Below are 17,792 nucleotides of genomic sequence, written 5' to 3'. Positions count from 1 at the left end.
GGGATGAGCCGAACACATCGATCGGGTACTGCTGGCACAGGCGGTGCTCCCCACGCATGCGGGGATGATCCGATCGGGTTCGCCGCGGGCCGCGCCTACGCGAAGTGCTCCCCACGCACGCGGGGATGATCCGGCGATGAGGTCAATCCCCGGCGCCGCGCTCCCGTGCTCCCCACGCACGCGGGGGATGTTCTGCGGATTGGCTTTCAATCCAGATTCGTCAGTGCTCCCGTGCACGTGGGGATGACCCCCCAAGGACGACCGGCTGTGCAACGAACGTGACGAGTGTTCCCGCGCCTGCTGGGAGATGTGTTGCCCATGATTGATGCCGATGTCAACGGCATGGTCCGCTGCATGAAGGTTATTGGTGACGGGAGCGCCCGGCTGTGGAGCTCGCTGGGTGAGGTGAGCTTCAGCGGCGCGAGGCAGGGCTGGGTTGGTTGTACCGCGTTGCTGAGCGTGGTGGTAGTTGGTACGTCGGGCAGGAGAACCGGTCGGTTGGTCATTTCGATGTTTCTGTTGTGGATTGCTAGAAGTGCGCTTGCACAGTTTGTTTCGCGAGTACCGTTGTCGGAAGTCGTTGAGCTTCTGGGCATTCCGGAGGCGCCGCGAACTTGTCGGTGGGGGGTGAGACAGTGTTGTGCATTCCCGGAATTTCGGGGCGGATTCTTTCGTAAGGGGTCGGTCTTTGGTGTTGAGCGAGGCTGCTCGATCGGTGTGGGCGAAGTCGCCGAACGCTGCTGGTGAGTGGCTGCCGCTGTGGCAGCACATGGATGATTCTGCGGATGTCGCCGGTCATCTGTTCGACCACTGGCTCGCACCGAGTGTTGTCGAGCTGTTGGTCAAGGAGCTAGGTGGTGACCGCGAGGCGGCGCGGTGCGCGGTACGGTTCTTGGCGGGGGCTCATGATCTCGGAAAAGCCACGCCTGCCTTCGCAATTCAACACGAGAAACTCGCTCAGCGGATGCGCGAGCATGGTTTGTATATGCCTCTCAACCGGCGTGAAATGGCTGACCGGCAGTTGGCTCATCATACGGTGGCAGGGCATCATCTGCTGATCGGGTGGCTGGTGGAAAGAGGATGGTCTCGACGGTGGGCTGCCGCGTGGGGAGTGGTTCTCGGTGGCCACCACGGAGCGCCGCCCGATGAGGACGATCGGCTGCTGCCGCAAAGCTATCCGCACTTGTTCGGCGAAGGCAAGTGGGTGCAGGTTCAGCGAGAGTTGTTGTGCCGCATGGCCAGACGTTCGGAAGTGCTGAACTACCTCGACAGCTGGCGTGAGTTGAGGCTGTCGGTGCGGTTCCAGGTGCTGGTGACGGGGATCGTCATCGTCTCCGATTGGATCGCCAGCAACGAGGAGTTGTTGCCGTTCCATACCGGAGAGTTGCCGGAGGCGGTGGTCGACCCCCAACGATCGAGTCGTGCGTTGGCGGCTCTGGCTCTGCCTGTGCCGTGGATCCCCTCGGTGATACCGGATGAGGTGTCGGACGTTTTCGCGACGCGATTCTCGTTGCCGCCGGGCGCGAGAGTGCGGCCGGTTCAGGTCGCCGCGTGCGATGTTGCTAGGGCGATGAGTGAGCCGGGGCTGCTGATCATTGAGGCGCCGATGGGGGAGGGGAAGACCGAAGCGGCCCTGGCCGCAGCGGAGATCATGGCGCAACGGTGGGGTGCAGGAGGGCTGCTGGTGGCGCTGCCCACGCAAGCAACCAGTGACGCGATGTTCGCTCGCGTCGTCGATTGGCTTGACCGTTTGGGCGCTGACGGTCAGCAGGTAGGTGGATCGATCATCCTCGGGCACGGCAAAGCCCGGTTGAACCGACTGTTCCAAGGACTCGTACGGGACGGGAAAAGCGGTCACGTAGAGATAGACTGCGACTCGGGTATCGGTAGTAAAAGGGTTGCCCACCATGCGGTTACAGCACACACGTGGTTGTCAGGCCGAAAAAAGGCTCAGTTGGCGAACTTCTCGGTGGGGACCATCGACCAGCTGCTGTTCGCGGCATTGAAGTCTCGGCATTTGATGCTTCGGCACCTGGGGCTGGCCGGCAAGGTCGTCGTGCTGGATGAAGTGCACGCCTACGACGCTTACATGAATTCCTACCTGACGAAGGTACTGACCTGGTTGGGCACCTATCGGGTTCCAGTGATTGCATTGTCGGCAACGTTGCCCGCTGATCGTCGCCAGGAGCTGATGGCGGCGTACCGGCGCGGTTCTCATCGCACTGCTCCGCCACCCATGAGTGATATCGGGGGCTATCCGATCCTGTCGTGGACAACAGGTGACGCGGTGCGGCACCGCCGGATCGAGCCTTCGGGCCGGAGCACGTCGGTGCAGGTGCGTTCGCTTGGCGGGAAGGTTGATGACGATGCGGACGATTTGGTCGCGCTGCTGGAGGACAAGCTGTCCGGCGGGGGCTGTGCACTGGTCATCCGGAACACCGTCCGCCGTGTACTGGCCACAGCCGCCGAACTGGAACGTCACTTTCCCGGTGACGTGACTGTGGTGCATGCACGGTTCATCGCCGCGGATCGGATGCGCAAGGACATTGAGCTTCTCGATAGCTTCGGATCACTCGATCGGGCTCAGCACAGGCCCGCCCGGCATATCGTTGTCGCCTCACAAGTGGTCGAACAATCACTGGATATCGACTTCGACCTGTTGGTCACTGATCTGGCCCCGATCGACTTGGTCCTGCAGCGAATGGGCCGGTTGCACCGCCACCAACGCGGCGAAAACCAGGTTGAGAGGCCACCGAAACTTCGAACCGCGCAGACATACATCGCCGGTGTGGAGTTCACTGCGGGAGTACCCGAGCTGGAACCCGCAGCGGCACGGCATGTCTACGGTGAGCATCCACTGCTGCGTGCGGCCGCAGTTCTCCTCCCACATCTAGGTCATGCAATTCGTCTGCCCGACGACATCGCACCATTGGTTCAGCACGCATACGGCCTTGAGCAGGCAGGGCCGGAGTCGTGGCAGGACGCAATGAACGCTGCGCGTCAGAGCTGGCTGGACCGCTGCATACTGCGCGCGGCGAACGCGGAGAAGTTTCAACTCAAAGAGCCTGCGCGGCCCGGCAACTCGATCGTCGGCTGGATTGCAGCAGATGTCGGCGAAACCGAGGATCACTCTCAAGGACAAGGGCAGGTCCGCGACGGTGCTCCCAGCCTCGAGGTAATCGTGGTCCAGCAACACACTGCTGCTGATTGGTTCACCCCCTCATGGCTGGCGGAAGATCACGGCAACCGCCGAGTGCCTCGCGAATCGACACCGTCAGATCAGCTGGCCCAGATCATGGCTACATGCTCGCTGCGGCTGCCACTCGAGTTCAGCACCGAACGGGCAGAGAGCGAACTGTGGGCTGCAACCCCGGAACAGTGGGAATTTTCGCCATTGATCTACCGCCTGCCGGTCTTAGTGCTCGATCAGGACGGTTTCGGTGAGATCGCCGGCCGAGGTGTGCACTACACCCCAGATTCGGGGCTGCGGATATTGGCTGCCGAGGAAGCCAACCCTCATAGCGCCGTCGATTCATCGAGAGAAGCGGGTATCCACTCATGAACGGCCCAAATAGGCAGGGATTCAACTTGCTCGACGAGCCATGGATACTTGCGCTCGGAGTCGATGGTCGCGAGCGGAGGCTGTCGATACTCGAATTGTTGGAGCAGGCAAAGGATCTGACGACGATCGGTGGGGAGGTGCCGACGCAGGGGTTCGCGATCACGCGGATGCTACTGGCGCTTATGCATCGAGCGATCGATGGGCCGACCGATGCAGATCAGTGGCACGATCTGTGGGCCGCGGAGGTATTGCCGCTGGATCGTGTTCGCGCTTATGTTGATTCGCTTCGTCATCGGTTCGACCTGTTCGACGCTGAGGCCCCGTTTTTCCAGGTCGCCGGGTTGCACACGGCGAAGCAGGAGGTGTCGGGGCTGGAAAAGCTCGTCGCGGACGTGCCGAACGGGCAGCCGTTTTTCACCGCTCGGTCCGCAGCGAGTCTTCGCCGGATCGAGGCGGCGGAGGCGGCGCGCTGGCTAGTGCACGCGCATGCGTTCGATCCGTCGGGGATCAAGTCCGGAGCTATCGGCGACAACACAGTCAAGAACGGGAAAGGGTATCCGATCGGCACCGGCTGGTCGGGCCAGATCGGAGGAGTGCTGCCCCAGGGCGAGACTCTACGGGAGACTCTGCTGCTGAACATCGTTGCCTACGAAGATAACCCGTACGTCACCATCGGTGGTGCCGATGACGTTCCGCCATGGGAGCGCGATCCGGATACACCAGCGGGGAAGGAGCGCCCGCCGCACGGTGCGATCGATCTGTATACGTGGCAGACGCGTCGTATCCGCCTGGTAGGCGACCGCACAGGGGTTACAGGGGTCGTGCTGGCCAACGGGGACAGGATCGTTCCGCAGAACCGCAACGACATGGATCCGCACACGTGCTGGCGATACAGCGAACCGCAGTCGAAGAAGCATAAGACCGTGGTCTATATGCCGTTGACCCATGACCCAGGGCGCTCGGTATGGCGGGGTATCGGCGCGATGCTACCCACGGTTTCGGGTCGCCCGACGGCCCGAGGCGCGGATCCGCAACCGCGACTGGCGCCGGGGATCTTGCAGTGGATCGGCAGTCTGGGATCGAAAGGCCTTCTGCCGGAACGGTATACGCCACGGGTGCGGATCATGGGAGCGGAATACGGAGCGCAGAGCGCCACGTTCGCCGAGATCGTCGAGGACCTGCTGCCGCTGCCGGTGATCCTGTTGCGCCAGGACAAACCGGCCGCGGGTCAGACAGCGACGAATGCCGTCGACGACGCCGAGCATGCGGCGTTCGCGGTGTGGAGCTTCGCCGAGAACATCGCCCAAGCCGCTGGCGCCGCACCGAAATCAGGTGCTGGCGACCGTGCTCGCGAGCAGTTATATGCGGCGCTGGACGCCCGTTACCGACAATGGTTGACGTCGCTAACTCCCGGCGCCGATCTCGGTGAAGCGCGGGCGCACTGGCAACACACCGTCCGTGACGCCACATACCCCATTGTCGCGGAACTGGTCTCGGCCGCACCCCCTGCCGCCTGGGTGGGGCGGCAGGTTCGAGGGCAGTTGGTCAACGTGTCCCGCGCCGAGTTGTGGCTCAGGTCAGCGCTACGAAAAGCATTACCCCTCACCGATACCCGGCCCAACGACTCGACACCAGAGAAGATGGTGATTGCGTGAGCACAGTCGACAACGAAGAACAAGCGTCGGCGAAATCCACTCGGCGACGCCTAGGCCCACTTGGCGTGGCTTTGGAATGGCGGCTGAACCGGCTCCAAGAGGAGTACTTGCGCGGATCGCCGGTCGCACGAGCGGAGCTGGCCAAACTGCGTCGCGGCCTGGGTAAGTCGGCAGGCGATGTCCCTGAGATCTGGGATTCGACGATTGCCGCAGTGCCGATAGCGCTGAGGGGAACCGATAGCGCCGATGACTTCGGGCCCAGTGTCGCTGAACAGGCCGCGCACTCGGTGCTGACTTTGTTCGCTGCACACCAGCAATCGATGATGGTGCGGGCCCACGTCGCGGCGGTGTCGTTCGGGAGGGCGGTGGGGATGCTGGCGCAGGCAGAGGGGCGGAGCGCCGAGGCTGTGACCCGTCGATTCATGGCGGTGGCCACGGCGCAGTCCATCGATGAGGTGCTGATGCACATTCGTGGTCTGGTGACGCAATTGCGTACAGCCAAACAGGGATTCGACTACGCCCGCCTCGCTGACGACCTCGTTGGCCTGCTCACTCCCGGCCGTGCCCAGCGCGTGCGTCTGGCCTGGGGTCGCGAGTTCTATCGCACGCCTGCCCCCAGTGACCCCGAACCTGAGCCGGCCCAATAGTAACTATCGAAAAGGAGACGTGGCTGATGAACCGAACTCTGATCGAGCTGCATATTCTGCAAACAGTGCCGCCGAGCAACCTCAATCGCGACGATACCGGCAGCCCGAAAACCGCCATCTACGGCGGTGTGCGCCGCGCGCGAGTCTCGAGCCAAGCGTGGAAACGCGCAACCCGGGTGGCATTCGACGACCACCTCGACCGATCCGAACTCGGCGTGCGCACTCGGCGCGTGGTCGAGCTGCTGGGCGCTGAAATTACCTCCTGCGCACCTGATCTGGAGGCGCGTGCGCTCGAGCTGGCTAGTGCGGTGATGAAGGAAATCGGGGTCAAGGTCAAGCCACCGAAGAAAGACGCCACTGAGGAGGCCGGGTATCTGGTGTTCCTCAGCAGGCATCAGATCGCGGCATTGGCCCGGGCGGCTGTCGATGCGGCAGCCGCTGCCGACGTCGCCAAAGCGTTGCAGGAGGCGAAGGTCAAGGATCTGGCTGATCGTGAGCACTCGGTGGATATCGCGTTGTTCGGTCGTATGGTGGCCGACCAAGCCGATCTCAACGTCGATGCCGCCGTCCAGGTCGCTCATGCCATCAGCGTCCATCCGGTCGAGACCGAATTCGACTACTTCACCGCCGTCGACGATCACATCGGCGATGCCGAGACCGGGGCGGCGATGATCGGTACCGTCGAGTTCAACTCCTCCACCCTGTACCGATACGCCACCGTCGACGTCGACCGCCTCCACGACAACCTCGGTGACCCCGAAGCGACCCGCCGCGCTGTCGAAGCGTTCGTGACCTCGTTCGTGCGCTCCATGCCGACAGGCAAACAGAACACCTTCGCCAACCGAACCCTGCCTGAAGCCGTGGTGGTCTTCGTGCGCGACACCCAACCGATCAATCTGGTCGGAGCCTTCGAACACCCCATCCGCGAATCCAGCACCGGTGGACGGGTCAAACGAGCTGCCGACGCACTGCGCGACGAGGCACGAGAGATCGAACGCGCCTACAACGAAGCACCGGTCACCGGATGGGTGACACGCCTGGGTTCCGACACCTCAGCCCTGGACGACCTCGGTAGCAACGTCAGCTTCGCCGATCTGGTCAGCCAGCTCTGTGCGCTGGTCGAGACGAGGCTCGGGGAGTCACAGTGAGTGTGGTCGCTCTGCGATTGGCTGGGCCTCTGCAATCCTGGGGCGCCAGCAGCAAATTCGTGCGACGCGACACCGAAACCGCACCCACCAAAAGCGGCGTGCTCGGCCTCGTCGCCGCGGCCAAGGGACTGCGACGCACCGACCCCCTCGAATCGTTGCTGGGCCTACGGTTCGGCGTCCGCATCGACCAACCCGGACAGCTTGTCCGTGACTTCCACACCGCACAACGCCCGAAACGCGAACGCGATGGATCCATTACGTGGACTTCCCTGCCGCTGTCGTATCGGTACTACATCTCCGATGCCGTCTACCTGGCAGTCCTCGAAGGCGAGCGCGAACTCGTCACCACCATCGACGCAGCGGTGCGCAGCCCGCATTTTCCGCTCTACCTGGGCCGCCGTTCGTGTCCACCCGCAGGGCCGATCGCGCTCGGGGTGTTCGATACAGACCTTCAGGGGGCATTCACCGCTGTGCCATGGCTGGCCAGCACGCGGGCCCAGAAACGGACCCGCGACACCAGTGTCACCCTGGCGACGGTCCGAGACGCGGCCGACGATGAACTCACCGGTGAGACGATCCATGACACCCCGGTCAGTTTCGACCCGAACTATCGCCAGTACGAATGGCGCAACATCGTGCGCGGCACCGTGGACATCGTCAACCCGCACGGCACTTCCGCACCGGTCATCGAGCACGACGCAATGTCGGTCCTGGAGGCATAACGATGTTCCTGACCAGGATGCAACTCAATCCACGTCGTCGTGGCGCTCGGATACTGCTGTCATCCCCGCAAGCCCTGCACGCCGCGGTGTGCAGCGGGTTCGCCGATGCCACGCCCAGCGACGAAGGCAGAATCCTGTGGCGTCTGGACAACTACGGACCTCATCGTGTGATCTTGTTCGTAGCCAGCCCAGACAAACCCGACTTCACCCACATCATCGAACAAGCCGGATGGCCTACCACCGAAACATGGGACACCAAACCGTATGAGCGCCTCCTCGACCGCTTGACCGTCGGCCAACGATGGCAATTTCGGCTCACCGCCAACCCCGTCCACTCCGGCCGGCGAGAGGGCTGGACCGACACCAAACCACTCGGCCACGTCACTGTCCGTCAACAACAACAATGGCTGCTCGACCGTGCCTCGCGGCACGGATTCCAGATACAGCCGCGCCAGGCAGACAACGCAGTCGATGGCGAGCTTGAGCTTCTCATCACTGACCGCGGTGTGCGCCGATTCGCTCGCGGTGATAAACGTGTCACCATCTCCACCGCAACATTCGAAGGTCTCCTCGAAGTCACTGACGCTGCCGCACTGAAGAATTCACTTTCATTCGGCATCGGGCGAGCCAAATCCTACGGATGCGGCCTACTCACCCTCGCCTACCCTTCCACGTCCGACAGCCCACGATGAACACCATCGGTCGCCACACGTCCGAGTCCAAGGAGCTGGTGCGCATCTCGGACAGGATTTCGTTCTTATACCTGGACAGATGTGTGGTCAACCGGGACAGCAACGCGATAACGGCCACCGACGAGCGCGGTACCACCCATATCCCAGCTGCGGCGGTCGGTGTGTTGTTGCTTGGTCCAGGAACAACCATTACCCACCAAGCGATCTCGTTGATGTCCGACAGCGGATCGACTGTGGTGTGGGTGGGGGAGCGCGGCGTGCGCTATTACGCACACGGCGTTACGCTCTCACGCTCGTCGCGACTGCTCGAAGCGCAAGCTCGCGCAGTGACGAACACTCAATCACGCTTGAAGGTTGCCCGAGCGATGTACGCCATGCGCTTCCCTGGCGAAGATGTCTCGGGGCTGCTGATGCAGCAGCTTCGTGGACGGGAAGGCGCTCGGGTACGAGCGGTCTATCGCCAGCACGCCGAACGGGCTGGAGTCGAATGGTCTCGGCGAAACTACGATAAAGATGACTGGGATGCAGGCGAACCCATCAATCAGGCGCTGTCCGCAGCGAACTCCGCGCTCTATGGCATCGTGCACTCGGTCATAGTTGCTCTCGGATGCGCACCCGCCCTCGGGTTCGTCCACACCGGCCACCACCGCGCATTCGTCTACGACATCGCAGACCTGTACAAAGCCGAGCTGACCATTCCTATCGCGTTCGATATCGCTGCTGAAGAGCCCGAAGAACTCAGTGCGGCGACTCGTCGGCGAGTGCGTGATGCGATTTACGGCGGCAAGATCCTGGAGCGATGCGCACGAGACATACAGAAGCTGTTGCGCGATGAGAGCGGCCTCGATACAACAGATTTCGAAGAACTCGACTTCGACGTGATCTCACTTTGGGACGACCGAGAGACTCCAGTAGCGGGTGGAGTCGGATACGGAGACGACTTTTGACCACCGTCGTCCTCACCGCCGTACCACCTGGCCTGCGCGGACACCTCACCCGATGGCTACTCGAAATCAGCCCAGGCGTGTTCGTCGGGAACATCTCTCCGCGTGTCCGAGAACTCATGTGGCAGCGCATCATCGAGTTCGTCGCGGAAGGGCGAGCCATCATGGTGTACACCGCACGCAACGAACAACGCCTCGCATTCGAGGTCCACGGCCACGACTGGACTCCCGTGGACTACGACGGCTTGACACTTATGCGTCGGATGACAGCTCCGGACTATGTCGCGACCCCGGCACTGACAGCCATGACGACCCGCTCAACCCACCAAGCAGAACACCAATCCGAGACCGTATGGCGTCGCCGCGTAGCCCGGCGCAAGTTCAAACCCAAGTAGCGAACCCAGGCGCCATCCCGCCCCGAACCAAAACAAACCGAATCAAAAATGGGCCTGACGGCTGCAAACAGCCAGGTCAACAAGTGTGCTCCCCGCGCCCGCGGGGATGGTCCGGATGTCCCATGCCCGACGAATTCAGCCCACTCGTGCTCCCCGCGCCCGCGGGGATGGTCCGGCAATATCGCCGGAATCTTCGATGATCTCTTGGTGCTCCCCGCGCCTGCGGGGATGGTCCGGCGCGGTCGATTGGATGCACCGCCAGGTCGCTGTGCTCCCCGCGCCCGCGGGGATGGTCCGTCCGGGGAACAAGCCTGGGGACGAGTTCCAGCTGTGCTCCGCGCGCCCGCGGGGATGGTCCGACAGAACAGCCCCGGTCACGACGTTGTAGATCGTGCTCCCCGCGCCCGCGGGGATGGTCCGTCGTCGAGCTCGTCGGTGTCGTACTCGTCGTAGTGCTCCCCGCGCCCGCGGGGATGGTCCGCACTCACACAACGACGGCTGCACCACACACTCGTGCTCCCCGCGCCCGCGGGGATGGTCCGTAAGCCAGGCGGATTTTCAAATGACAGACGCCGTGCTCCCCGCGCCCGCAGGGATGGTCCGGCGGAACGGGACCGCGTCAGGTGTCGTGGAGAGTGCTCCCCGCGCCCGCGGGGATGGTCCGTAAATCCGGACGAGGCTTCGCCGCTACACCCGGTGCTCCCCGCGCCCGCGGGGATGGTCCTTGCGGTGTCGCACAATCTAATCCACGACCACAGTGCTCCCCGCGCCCGCGGGGATGGTCCGCACTACGAGCTGAATCGCCACTGCCCAGGCGTGTGCTCCCCGCGCCCGCGGGGATGGTCCTTCGCCCCGCGCAGCGGGGCAGCGTCGCCTCCGGTGCTCCCCGCGCCCGCGCGGGGATGGTCCGCGGTCATCGGACTTGTCCGGGTCGTAGTCGATGTGCTCCCCGCGCCCGCGGGGATGGTCCCGACGTGAGTTCCTTCGTGAAGTACACCGATAAGTGCTCCCCGCGCCCGCGGGGATGGTCCTTGGGTAAAGACCCTGGTCAAGAGGCTAGTCAAGTGCTCCCCGCGCCCGCGGGGATGGTCCGCTGCTCTTCGACCGGCGGGACGCTCCCGAAAAGTGCTCCCCGCGCCTGCGGGGATGGTCCGTTCATAAAGAGCCCGGGCATCTTCTAACGTGCTCCCCGCGCCCGCGGGGATGATCCATACGCCGCTGAGTACACCACCGCCGACACCGAGTGCTCCCCGCGCCCCCGGGGATGATCCCGCTCGTCGGCACCCGACGACCTATGACGCGATGTGCTCCCCGCGCCCGCGCGGGGGATGGTCCGAAAGAGCAATGACGCACAGTGTCCGGGTTGGCGGGCTCCCGCGCCCCGGCGGGGATGGTCCGCGCACTCGATCGTGCAGGACACCACCGTCGTCGTGCTTCCACGACGGCAGGGTGCTCATCGGTAGGAATCCAGATCCCACTGGAGCCTGCTCAGCTTGCTGGACATCCTTTCGGCTCATCGCTGACTGTCGCCACGACGACGATGTCGTCGAACTACTAGCTCGGCATCGGCTGAGATCAGCAGCACAGGGCGGCGAGAAGGCGGTGTAGATGTTGTACGAGCCGTGCTACCGGTGCCCGGCTGTGAGGCGGTGGGGTGCTCCCCGCGCCCGACGCCACCAGACCCCGGGCGACACCACCCCCGGATAATGACTGCGACAGAAGGAAGTCATACCGGGGCCGGCGACCGTGGACCCGTGTCAGGTCCACGAAGAAGGCAACGGGGTTGACAGATGTTGGAGCTTCGGTGATGATCATGGAGGCGCTATAGTTGTGCCCTCATCTTGAAACGCGGGACTTTCGCTGTGGCAATAACTTTGATCCTCATCTGATTGCTGCCCTGACCTTAGGTACGATCGGGGCAGCAATCGTTCGTGAATCAAACCGCCGTGTGCCGTGTGCCGTCGAAATTCGACTGTTGTTGCCGTGTAGCTACTTTGGTGGACACGAGGTGTTTGCTTGAGTCCTGCGGTGGATGAGCTCATGGACTTGGTTGAGCGGGCCGTGCACCTCGACTTGACCGATGCCGATCGTGTAGATCGAGTTGGGTGACTGGTCGCTACGGCGGACCTTGCTGCCGAGATCTGTTGCCCTGCAAGGTCCTTCCTTCTAGTTTGCAATTTCGGCATCCGGTGGCGGGCGACTGTGCGGCGGAGCGGTTGTCGCCAGAGCTGTGTCCAGCTCCCCAGTCGGCGCCGACGGTAGCTCCCCATTTGATTCACCTGTACCGTCATTAAAAGGGGGCAGGCATCGCCCCAATGTCGTTTGGTATCAGTCAATTCTGGGTGGGTGGTGCGTGCATCGATGACTAGCGCCTTGAGTGTGGTTCTCCAACAAGTTGCGCAGCAATATGTGCGTCGGTACGTCGGCAGCGCGTGATCTGCAAGATGCAATTCTATGGATGTCCTGCTGTTCGGACCATTTGACCTCCTGTCTTTTCTGCTGACCGCGTGAGTGTTGTCCGTTGTGTTGAATCAGCGTGGACTACATGTGATTTCCGGCGAACTGCGGATGATCGACATGTAGGTCCCAAACATGCTGGCTTGGCTGTGCATTGGACATCAGCTCTGAACTTGGGGGGCGTGAAGTTGGCCGCTGCAGTCCGCGGGTGTAGTACGAGGCGCTACCCGTGTAGCCCCAACATCACGAATTCCCGTTCGGAATGAATCTGCCAGTTGGTGCTGTTCTGTCAAATTTGTGCTGCCCGCCTACAGGGCTCGAAGATTGTGGAGTGTAATGAAGTTTCGCCTTCAGGGAGACGCCCCGGTGCGTTGGTTCCCTGCCAATTTGTACCGCTTGAGCATGGTGGCGTTGTCGATTTTGCTGGTTGCGACGTTGGCGCAGATGATTGTGTCGCCGCCGAGTGCGGCGGCTCCGTTGACGCCGCGAGCTGTGCCGTTGCTGGCGTCGGGGGACGGTCCGTCCTCGGAGCTCGAGCTCAAACCGGAGCCCCCTCTGCCCGACGCCGATTTCGTGCCGTTGGCGCGCGCTGGGGAGGGCGACAGTCCAGGTGCGAGTCCGCGGCAGCGGGCGCAGCAGGATCCGAAGACGGTGCTGGTCGCCCCGGCCGATAACGCCATTCTGGCTTCCGAGACACCGGTGTTGAAGGTCGCGGCGAGCGGCGCCGCAGCGGGCACGAAGTATTGCTTTAAGGTGTCGACCGGTTTCGACGGTCGCACCGGCAGCGTGGCGCAGTCGGGGTGCCTGCAGGAACCGCAGTGGACGGTTCCCCGCAATGTGCTGCACAACGGCGGCCGATACACCTGGACCGTCGAGACTGTCGCAGCGGGTGCACAGACACCGACGCCGGTGGGCTGGGTCGGTCATTTCACGATCGATCAGCGCACGGGTGATCCGGGTCCGACCCCGACCGATTCGCTGGGCCCGGTGACGGTGAACTTGTTCAACGGCAACGTCCGTTTCGATGCCTCGGGTCCGATCTTCTCGGCGCTGGGTGGGCCTGCGGGAGTGACGTTCGCCTACAACTCACGCCAAGGTGAGTCCCGGGGCGTTCGGGCCTCGTATTTCAACGATGCCAACCGCGATGGTTCCCCCGACGACGCCGCCGCTGTGCTGGTGCGGGCCGAATCTCAGGTGGATCTGCACTGGAGCAACATGTGGCACGACGAAACCAGCCGGGATCCCGTGCCGCCCGGGCTGAGTACCGAGGGGTTCATGGTCCGGTGGGAGGGATATTTCCGGGCCCCGGTCGCTGGTGACTACCGTTTCGCTGGCGCGCACACCCCTGGAGCGAAGATCTGGGTTGGCGATCGCCTGGTTTACGACAACCCCGAAGCCGGTGGCATCTTCCATGACAAGTTCACCGAGGCCGGTCCGAAACGTGACGACGAGGTGTCACTGAGTGATGGTCAGCGGGTGCCGATCAAGGTTGAGCTGTATCACCATTCCGCTGATCCACCGGCAATGGTGTTGTGGGTCAAGAGCACTCAGGGCACCGCAGGTGGTATGCGCATGCATAACCTGATACCGCGGATCGCGCCGGCTCAGTGGCTGTACCCCGCTGATCCGCCGCCGTTGCCCGCGGGCTGGACGTTGTCGATGCCGGCCAGCGAATACAGCCACGCGGCGATGCTCGACGGTGCGGTGGTGCTCACCGACGGTGCGGGCGGCAAGCACAGCTGGGCTCGCACCTCCGGTGGATACGTTCCGCCACCGGGACGCGACGGCGTCGTGGCTTTCGACGCCCATGGCCGACTCTCGGTGACCGAGAACGGAGTGGTGTCGCTGTTCAATCCCGACGGCACTCTCGCTGAGGTGTCGACCGTGCTCGATAGCAAGAAGCCCGCATCATTGCAGTACCGCTATCGAGGTTCTCCGTCACGGTTGTCCGAGATCGTCGACCCGGTATCGGGGCGCTCGCACACCCTGCACTACAACACCGATGGCAGTAACAACTGCTACGGCGGGGCGTCGCTTCCTGCGGGGGCCAATTCCGCCCCCGCACAACAGTTGTGCCGCATCACCTATTGGGACGGCACCGAAACCCGGTTGTGGTATCTGCTGAACGTAGTCGCTCGGATCGAGAACCCCAGTGCGGCTATGCAGGACTTCAGCTACACCAACCTCGCCGATGTCCAGAAGGAGTATCGAGAGACCAGCAGCGAAGTCAAACGCCAGGAACTCCTCGCCACTATCGGACCGCTGAGCTTTGTTCGCGGGAACCTGGGCCACGACTGGGCTTCGATCCAACAGTTCCCCTCCCAAGCTCTGGTACACACGGCGATTCAGTACGCCAACTTCGTCGAAGAGCCGGGGGTGCCCGAACGGCTACGGGCCGTCGCTGTCACCGGGCCGTCCTCCGATGGCGGCTATATGGGTAAGCGGCCCGTCCACCGCTACGGCTACGACCTCGGCAACCGGAAATCGATCGTCAACGTCGACGGGACCGGCGGGTTCAACTCGCCACCGGACCGCACCGTTAGCTGGGACGAGGCCGGTCGCCTGCTCGCCTCGACCAACGGTGTCGGAGACACCGTCCGCGGCGAATGGAACGCGAAAGACCAGCGAACAGCCACGATCGACTCGACCGGTCGCCGCTCGACGGTGATCTACGACCACGCAGACCGGCCGACCGACAGTTATGGTCCGGCTCCGGCGGCCTGTTTCACCGGGCAGTTGCCGACCCCGCAGTGCGCGAACACGATGCCTCACAGCAATACTCGGTACGACAAGAATCTGGTCGGGTTGGAAGCGGCGTTCTACGATAACCCGTTCACCTCCGGAGTCCCGAAAGACTGGGCGACCGGTGTCGGCTCCGCCGACGGCAGCCTGAAACGTAGCTGGGGATCGACCCCGCCGGTCGCGAACAAGGGCGGCTGGTCGGGCCGATTCACCGGCGAAATCAAGTTCCCCGATACCGGCGACTATGCACTCGGGTTCACCGTCGTCGATGGTGTCCGGTTGTGGATCGATGACGTGCTCATTGTGGACAGCTGGACCGACAAGGCCGCCACCGCTGTCCCGGGCACCTACACCAACACCACAGCCGGTAGCTGGCATCGAGTCCGGGTCGACTACTACAACCGCGGCGGCACCACCGGGGCACTCGATTTCACCTGGAAACCCCCGGGCGCCGGATCCTCTGTCACAGTGCCAGGGCAGAACCTGGCACCCCGCTACGGACTCGAAACCAGCCAGATCGCTGAGAACACCTCCGGCGGTGACACCGAACGCGCACCCGCGAAGAAACTCGCGACAAGTTACTCAGACCCCAACAATGGGATCGACCCCGTGTTCGGGCTGGCAGTGTCCAAGACCGGAGACCCGGGCGGCATCAACCTGACCGGGCGGATGTTGTTCGAAAAGCCCGGCCAAGGCTACTTGCGTCAACTGGCGGCAGCCCTGCCTGGCGGTGACCTCACCAATTCCGACAAGCGCGGCACTGTCACCTACTACGGGGACCGCGAAACCCGCTCGAACCCTTGTAAGTCGAACTCTGCGGCCATGAACCAGGGTGGCAGGGTCAAAACCGTTCGGGGAGCCAAGAACTCGGACGGATCAGCCAACGCGGTCGAGTCGGTGTACGACGGAGCGGGCCGTCTTGTCGCTGTCCGTACCAACAGTGAGCCGTGGTCGTGTGTGAGCTACGACGCCCGTGACCGCGTCGTGGAGAAGTCGTTCCCGGCGATGGGTGACAAACCGGCCCGCACCATCACCTACGACTACGCCGTCGACGGCAACCCGCTGAAGCTGAAAGTCAGCGACAACAGCGGATCGACCACCACCACGATCGACCTGCTCGGCCAGACCGTGTCCTACACCGACGCAGGCGGTGTCACCACCACCAGCACCTACGATCTAGCCGGGCGCAAGATCAGTCAAACCACCACAGTCAAGGCGGCTACCTCCACCCTGAGCTACTACTGGGATGACGCGTCTCGGCTGATCGGCTTAGACCTTGACGGGGCACGGGTTGCAACCCCGGGCTACACCGCGGGAATTCTGGACAAGGTCGCCTACGGCAACGGATCCAACCTCGCGATCACCCACAACGCCGCCGGCTCAACGACCGGCCTCTTATGGAAGGTATCGGGCTCCACTGTCACAAGTGCGGTCACCCGATCCCGTGACCAACGCATCACCGACGAAACCATCACCGACACCGCTGGTCCCGGCGCCACCTACAACAGCTCCTATACCTATGACGGGGTCGGCCGCCTGGTCGCGGCCGCCGTGCCGCACCACCAGCTCACCTACAGCTTCGCCGGCGACAACGGGTGCGGGCCGAACAAGAAAGCGGGGTTGAATACCAACCGCACCGCCTTCACCGACAGCTTCAACGGCGCCCCGGCAACCACCACCAACTACTGCTACGACGACGCCGACCGGCTGCTGTCCACCAACGGTGCCACCACTCTGTCGTTCAGCTACGACACATACGGCAACACGACCAAAGTCGGTACCGACACCCTCGGATACGACTCCACCCTCCGACACATCTCCACCACCACCGCGGCCGGACGCTCCGTCGTCTACACCCGCGACGTCACCGACCGCATCACAATGCGAACGGTCCGCGAAAACGCGAAACCCGCACAGATCACCCGCTACGGTTTCACCTCCGACGCCGGCGGGCCGGATTTCGTCCTCGATGATTCCGGAGCCCTGCGGCAACGGATGCTGAAACTGCCCGGCGGCGCTCTGCTCACCAAGAGCTACACCGACACCAAAGCCGCCAACTGGTCGTACCCCAACATTCACGGCGATATCTTGCTCACCACCGACCATGCCGCCACACGCACCGGCGCACTCCATCTCTACGACCCCTACGGCCAGAACATCGACCCCGCCACCGGCGCCATCGGTGACATCCCGATCCCCGCCACCGCAGACGGCGGCATGGACTTCGGCTACCTTGGCCAGCACACCGTCCCCATCGAACACATCGCCAGCCAACCAGCCCTCGAGATGGGAGCCCGCACCTACCTGCCCGTGCTCGGTCGGTTCCTGCAAGTCGACCCCATCTCCGGCGGATCAGCCAACAACTACGACTATGTCAACGCCGACCCGATCAACAACCTGGACCTGACCGGCGAGCGCCCAAAGAAGAAGCCTCCCGGCGGTTCGAACCGGAATGGGCCCAGGGACAAAGATTGGGGTCCGGAGCTCAGCAGCGACGACCTTCCTTACGATGAAGTCCGTTTTACAGATGAGAGTTGGGAGCACATCAGAGGACGTCATCGACCGGGCGGGGGGATGGCAGATCGTGATTCGGGTATTTTCGACGGAACGGACGCTCTCGTTCAAAGTCGGATCAAGCAAACAATCGAGGATGGAACGGTTCGGCGCAATAAGAGGAATGGCAAACTTGTGGAAGGCTACATCTACCGACTAGATTTCGGTGAAAAACTTGGTCACAAGAATGGAGATCCGAATAAGACTTACACTGCCGTCGAAGTTGTTGTTGACGAGAAGGGTGTCGTTCGCACCGCCTATCCGACCAATTAAAT

The 17,792-nt window shown here is 63.0% G+C and carries 9 protein-coding genes and 2 CRISPR repeat arrays (1 of these 11 only partly in view); all 9 genes read left to right on the top strand.

Features of this window, described 5'->3' with window-relative positions; genetic code table 11:
- A CRISPR array of direct repeats spans positions 1-193; the repeat unit is 28 nt; unit sequence GTGCTCCCCACGCACGCGGGGATGATCC (it extends 628 nt beyond the left edge of the window).
- Positions 194-691: 498 nt separating this feature from the next.
- The 9 genes from cas3 (at position 692) to DMB37_RS15345 (ending at position 17,790) form a co-directional block, all read left to right on the top strand.
- The gene (gene cas3 / locus DMB37_RS15385; RefSeq protein ID WP_240772535.1) at positions 692-3,562 is read left to right on the top strand and encodes a CRISPR-associated helicase Cas3'; all 2,871 of its coding nucleotides are present in this window, start codon (positions 692-694) and stop codon (positions 3,560-3,562) included.
- 26 nt (positions 3,563-3,588) lie between these two features.
- Positions 3,589-5,217 carry a type I-E CRISPR-associated protein Cse1/CasA gene (gene casA, locus DMB37_RS15380; RefSeq protein WP_240772399.1) on the top strand — a complete coding sequence of 543 codons (1,629 nt, stop codon included), beginning with the start codon at positions 3,589-3,591 and terminating at the stop codon, positions 5,215-5,217.
- Positions 5,214-5,864, top strand: coding sequence for a type I-E CRISPR-associated protein Cse2/CasB (gene casB / locus DMB37_RS15375; RefSeq protein WP_135233306.1), 651 nt, complete (start codon positions 5,214-5,216; stop codon positions 5,862-5,864). The genes casA and casB overlap by 4 nt, the downstream gene beginning before the upstream one ends.
- Positions 5,865-5,890: 26 nt before the next feature.
- Entirely contained in the window at positions 5,891-7,012 is a 1,122-nt protein-coding gene (gene cas7e / locus DMB37_RS15370; protein WP_135233305.1) for a type I-E CRISPR-associated protein Cas7/Cse4/CasC, read from the top strand.
- Positions 7,009-7,734, top strand: a complete 726-nt coding sequence (gene cas5e, locus DMB37_RS15365; RefSeq protein WP_135233304.1) for a type I-E CRISPR-associated protein Cas5/CasD — start codon at positions 7,009-7,011, stop codon at positions 7,732-7,734. The genes cas7e and cas5e overlap by 4 nt, the downstream gene beginning before the upstream one ends.
- Before the next feature lie 2 nt (positions 7,735-7,736).
- On the top strand, positions 7,737-8,426 hold the full coding sequence (gene cas6e, locus DMB37_RS15360) for a type I-E CRISPR-associated protein Cas6/Cse3/CasE (RefSeq protein WP_135233303.1): 690 nt from the start codon (positions 7,737-7,739) through the stop codon (positions 8,424-8,426).
- On the top strand, positions 8,423-9,373 hold the full coding sequence (cas1e, locus tag DMB37_RS15355; RefSeq protein ID WP_135233302.1) for a type I-E CRISPR-associated endonuclease Cas1e: 951 nt from the start codon (positions 8,423-8,425) through the stop codon (positions 9,371-9,373). The genes cas6e and cas1e overlap by 4 nt, the downstream gene beginning before the upstream one ends.
- Entirely contained in the window at positions 9,370-9,765 is a 396-nt protein-coding gene (gene cas2e, locus DMB37_RS15350) for a type I-E CRISPR-associated endoribonuclease Cas2e (RefSeq protein ID WP_135233301.1), read from the top strand. Before cas1e ends, cas2e begins: the two co-directional genes overlap by 4 nt.
- 85 nt (positions 9,766-9,850) lie before the next feature.
- Positions 9,851-11,160: direct repeats of the CRISPR family, unit length 28 nt; unit sequence GTGCTCCCCGCGCCCGCGGGGATGGTCC.
- Between the two features lie 1,428 nt (positions 11,161-12,588).
- The gene (locus tag DMB37_RS15345) at positions 12,589-17,790 is read left to right on the top strand and encodes a PA14 domain-containing protein (RefSeq protein WP_167768850.1); all 5,202 of its coding nucleotides are present in this window, start codon (positions 12,589-12,591) and stop codon (positions 17,788-17,790) included.
- The last annotated feature ends 2 nt before the right edge of the window (positions 17,791-17,792 follow it).

The organism is Nocardia sp. CS682, assembly GCF_004634405.1.
GTDB lineage: Bacteria > Actinomycetota > Actinomycetes > Mycobacteriales > Mycobacteriaceae > Nocardia > Nocardia ninae.
This window is presented reverse-complemented; position numbering and strand designations above follow the sequence as displayed.